Annotated in this window: 7 protein-coding genes; 2 read left to right on the top strand and 5 right to left on the bottom strand. The window is 34.7% G+C overall.

The window, feature by feature from the left end; genetic code table 11:
• Positions 1-455 precede the first annotated feature (455 nt).
• On the top strand, positions 456-623 hold the full coding sequence (locus OEW78_RS10070; protein ID WP_300327163.1) for a hypothetical protein: 168 nt from the start codon (positions 456-458) through the stop codon (positions 621-623).
• A gap of 526 nt (positions 624-1,149) precedes the next feature.
• On the opposite strand, the gene OEW78_RS10065 is transcribed toward OEW78_RS10070, so the two are convergent.
• Together OEW78_RS10065 and OEW78_RS10060 are read right to left on the bottom strand one after the other, a co-directional pair.
• Positions 1,150-1,332: a hypothetical protein gene (locus tag OEW78_RS10065; protein ID WP_300327162.1), complete on the bottom strand. Its 183-nt coding sequence runs from the start codon at positions 1,330-1,332 to the stop codon at positions 1,150-1,152.
• A gap of 702 nt (positions 1,333-2,034) precedes the next feature.
• Positions 2,035-2,274, bottom strand: coding sequence for a hypothetical protein (locus OEW78_RS10060; RefSeq protein ID WP_300327161.1), 240 nt, complete (start codon positions 2,272-2,274; stop codon positions 2,035-2,037).
• A gap of 155 nt (positions 2,275-2,429) precedes the next feature.
• Between OEW78_RS10060 and OEW78_RS10055 the strand changes: the two genes are divergently transcribed.
• Positions 2,430-2,579 carry a hypothetical protein gene (locus OEW78_RS10055; protein WP_300327160.1) on the top strand — a complete coding sequence of 50 codons (150 nt, stop codon included), beginning with the start codon at positions 2,430-2,432 and terminating at the stop codon, positions 2,577-2,579.
• A 32-nt stretch (positions 2,580-2,611) separates the two neighbouring features.
• On the opposite strand, the gene OEW78_RS10050 is transcribed toward OEW78_RS10055, so the two are convergent.
• From OEW78_RS10050 to OEW78_RS10040, 3 genes are all read right to left on the bottom strand, one after another.
• Complete coding sequence (locus OEW78_RS10050; protein WP_300327159.1) at positions 2,612-2,761, bottom strand: hypothetical protein; 150 nt, start codon at positions 2,759-2,761, stop codon at positions 2,612-2,614.
• A 615-nt stretch (positions 2,762-3,376) separates the two neighbouring features.
• Positions 3,377-3,778, bottom strand: a complete 402-nt coding sequence (locus OEW78_RS10045; protein ID WP_366523064.1) for an AAA family ATPase — start codon at positions 3,776-3,778, stop codon at positions 3,377-3,379.
• A 123-nt stretch (positions 3,779-3,901) separates the two neighbouring features.
• Positions 3,902-4,132 (bottom strand): hypothetical protein (locus OEW78_RS10040; RefSeq protein WP_300327157.1); only part of this gene is annotated, 231 nt, incomplete at its 5' end.

The following is a 4,132-nucleotide window of genomic DNA, read 5'->3' as shown; positions in this document are numbered from 1 at the left end:
AGAACATGCTGAAATGAAAAATCAGTAAAAAATGAACTGGAAATAATTCACTGTAAAATACTACATACTTTTCAAGGATTCAATATTCCAGATAAGAAAAAATCAATCATAATTAAGACAGAATTGCAAAAAAGCTAATTGAAGAAAGGATGTATGGTGTTGAAGTTTCCGTTATGCAGAGTAAAGGTACTATCTCAGACAATCATCGTTAAAAAAATACATGGTTGAGTAGGAATGGGGTTGTCTTAGGGATTGTATTTGGTGTTTCAAGTGTAATTGGCATGAGCATTGCATTATACAAACTGTTTAGTTAAAACCCTCATCAAGATTGGCGGACAAAAGTCCTGACAATTGATTTGTTTCTGTCCAGTACAGTTCTAGACGTACACGTAAACATGAAGACGTCTAGATGTAGTAATTGTGGAAAGTATGCTAATTGAGTATAGAAACCAACCTTGACCATCCAAATAATTCAAGTATCAAGAAAAGAAACTACAAAGGTATACATGAATGATAGGGGAATAATAGGCATGACTAAGAAATTACCCCGTGGACACAATATTGGTGGCACCATTAAACAGAAAAGACGCAAAGAGCATAAACAAGAATCTGACAAAAACTAAGTTGGGAGTAGACTTTTCGTGATTAAATAGCGATCAACATGTTCAAACAAGAATGAAATTAATTTTCATTGTCTAGGTCAAGATTGGAAAAATGTGAAGTGTTGTGAAAAACGGCACAAGTTTTTATTTGTCCCCTGAGTGCTTCCGCATACGTTCTTTTTCTCAGGGGTATTACAATCCAAAATACAGTTTAATTCATTTGTCATATGTGACAACTTTGCACATGTTTTTGTAATGTATCAAAATTATCAAATTCTTGATCACATAATCTACATAATTCTTTTTTCAATGAATCGCAATTGCATCCAATAGCCAAATATCTGCCACATATTTTGCAAAGCAATTCATTTGTCAAATTGCACCTATTGCCTCACATTTCTTTGAACAGTAGTCATATTGCGTACCGCTGGAAACATCTGAATCGTGAAATCTTCCACAGGTGATGCAGATCTTTTCCATGTATTTGATTTCATGTTACTACCCTTATACCATACTGAAGAGTTTGACAATCTTTATTTTCTGTCATCTAAGACTCTCTCCAATTCACATCACATGTTGTACATTTTCCCATGTATCCGTTGTATTTCCTGCAGAACTTTATGATTGTTCCATCACCGCAATTTTCACACGATCCCAACAACTCTTCTGGAATCAGCATGAACTCTTTTTTGTACAGTTCTGTTATACCATTATTACCTTCTTCATTCATTTAACATCATGCCTCTTACTTCTCTGGCAATTGTCATTCTTGACACATCGCGGATTCTTATGTCAAAGAATTTCACTGTCTGCGTGTACGTATGCGATAACTGCGGTCTGGAAAATGTTGATGAAAAACAATCATGCAAACATTGTTCCTTCAACATACGTGAAACTCGCATCTAACCGTCTAGTCCATTAAAGGATCTAATTTCACTCAAATGACTTGGCAACCTTTGTGATTCGATGGCCGCAATTTCCACAAAGATTAATTTTTTTATCAAATCTAATCTCTCCGCATTTGTCACATCTTGTAAAAGCCATAATACATTCAGAACCAACTAAGAATTAAGAATGATCTTGATTTTGAGCCGGAACTAGGAGGTTTGAACCGTTCTGGGGATGATGAAAGTCTGGTTCTGGAAAAACACAATATTTTACAGAGTAAGATGAAATGTTGAGTTTCAATCCCAGTTAAGCTGTAAAGGTTACTTTAGCGGCTCTATCTCTTTTACAAATAGTACAATACTCTTCTTTTGAATGACTATTGATTGGAGTTAAACAATCATGGCAATATTTCATGATTTTAGGAGTTGAACTTAATATATTAAGAATTTTCAAGATTAAACATTTGATATGAACCACTATGTCCCCCTTGAAATAAAAACTACAATTTAGAAACTATGAACCCAAAAACATTGGAGTTTAGAATTTAATCTTTATTTTTTTCATTATATTTTAGCATCTTATCTAGAGGCATAGTAATTGTTCTATCTGAGCCCTTGCAATAATTTTTTCCTTTGAAATGCTTGTGGATTTTGACTTTGGCCATCATGACACTGTCTATCCCATATTTTCCATGATGATCTGTAATTTCTTGACTAACAATATGGCAAATTTTAGAAACATTACACCATTTACATATAATTTTCATTTTTTTCTCATCGGTCACAAAGTTTCTGCAAGAATTATAAAATTAAACGTACTGGAATTTAGAATCCAATCTTAACTTTGCCAATCTCAATGATTCAATGAAATAATTTTGTATAGGATTATGGAGTTTGCGATGTGTGTTTGGCTTAAATACAATGAACTGCCTCTTACAATGTGATAACAAAAGAAGAAAAAATGAAAATCTTTTTAGATACTATTTCTAGACTCAGAAAAAAATTCATTTCTGATAAAGGGCGATTGGATATGCAAGATCTAGAAAATGACAGACTTGCTGAAAAGTATCGAAAATTACCTTTAGCATAGAAGTGTTTGTTGGAATTCACACTATAGCGTCATCATTCTAATTCTTCAAAGGAATTTGTATAAGAATTTGGGTTTGCTTTGAGTTGGGATTCCACAAGTGTTTTTGAAAACTTGTGTACTGTCATCATGTGTTTTGGAATGTCATCACATTTTGTTTTACAGGTTCTGCATAGATACTTCATATCTTGTTGCTGCAACTATGACATAGAACTGTTTGTTTTATCCTCGCAACGATATGTGATTCTGAGCACGAATAATCAAGGATTAAAAAGAAAATCTAGACTCCCAAAATCCTTTAGTCACGATAATTGGAATTGTTAGTAAATTCGGTTTTGCAAGTTAAAGATTATCCGACATGACTTGCAGGGGAATTTGCGAGAGATACAGGTCTGAGAAGAGGACCTATTCAAACAATGCCAAAAGATGCACCTCCTGCAATGTCTACATATGGTATGAGGGAACAAAATGTCCTTGCTGTAATATTTCACTCAGGCTCAGACGAAAGGCCAAATTTCGCAAATCACGCTAAAATCAAAAGATTGCTAGTGCTTTTCTAACCTCGTCTCGGAATCAGGCCTGAATTTGTGCCAGAATGCACCTAGGATAAAAGCAAGTGCTATCCAGAATACTGTCACGACTACAATCGACATTGCCCTGAACCCGTTGACCAAATCCATTGGGGCTGTGATCTCATCGGGGTTTGGAGGCATCAGCACAAAGATATCTGCAATAAACTCTGTGTTGTGGACGTTAGCATCACATGAAAGACACTAATCAAAACAGCATGGATGTTAAGATTAGGCTCTGTTGGGAGATTCGTAGTTTTTATGAATTATCAATGTGTCAAAACCCTCATCTTTGTTGGGCGTTTCAAATTCTTTTAGTTGTTTGTTTATTGCAGCCAATGGAAAGGAATCATGTCTCCTTGTTCTTCTTTGTTCAATAATCCCTGACGAGGTATTCATAAAAATTCCAATCATTTTGGCATTGTATTTTTTTGCCATATCGATATGCGTTTTTCGAATGTCTTTTGTAAGATTGGTATCATCAACAACTATGCTTTTGCCTTGCTTGAGGCATTGCTCGATGTAATTCATCTCCTTTTTTCTGTCGTTGTCAAAATAATAAAGTCGTATTTCCTCATGAGTGAAATTTGCTTTGACATAAGTGGTTTTCCCACTCAAGGCAACACCTATCATAATGACATATTCCAAGCCCATTTTCTTATTTTTTCTGGTTTTTAATCAATATGATTAAACCAATTATTCTTGACAAATCATTTCTCAAAAGTGTAATTAATAGAATGTCCTTTGGCAGGAGTTTCAGATGTTCTCCTGAGGGGATCCTATATAGAAAACATATACAAAATCTGCACTCCCATAACTTTCTGAATCTTGCCTCATTCCTTTGTCTAGAAAATAAGATTCCACTTTATCCGCATCATCTTTAGAATTGGCATCCCAATCCCTCCAACTATTTGGTTCTCCGCGTTTGGTTTTACTGTTTTCAGAATCATTTGTTCTACCTATCATCCATTTTGAGTAATTTCCACT

This window comes from Candidatus Nitrosopumilus sp. (assembly GCF_029882185.1).
Lineage (GTDB): Archaea > Thermoproteota > Nitrososphaeria > Nitrososphaerales > Nitrosopumilaceae > Nitrosopumilus.
Note: the sequence above shows the minus strand (reverse complement) of the source record. Positions and strands in the feature narration are given on the sequence as shown.

Bases quoted from the DNA above. Each gene is read 5' to 3' on its own strand.
- OEW78_RS10050 (WP_300327159.1), bottom strand. From the start codon at position 2,761: ATGAAGTATCTATGCAGAACCTGTAAAACAAAATGTGATGACATTCCA.
- OEW78_RS10065 (WP_300327162.1), bottom strand. From the start codon at position 1,332: ATGAATGAAGAAGGTAATAATGGTATAACAGAACTGTACAAAAAAGAG.
- OEW78_RS10045 (WP_366523064.1), bottom strand. From the start codon at position 3,778: ATGATAGGTGTTGCCTTGAGTGGGAAAACCACTTATGTCAAAGCAAAT.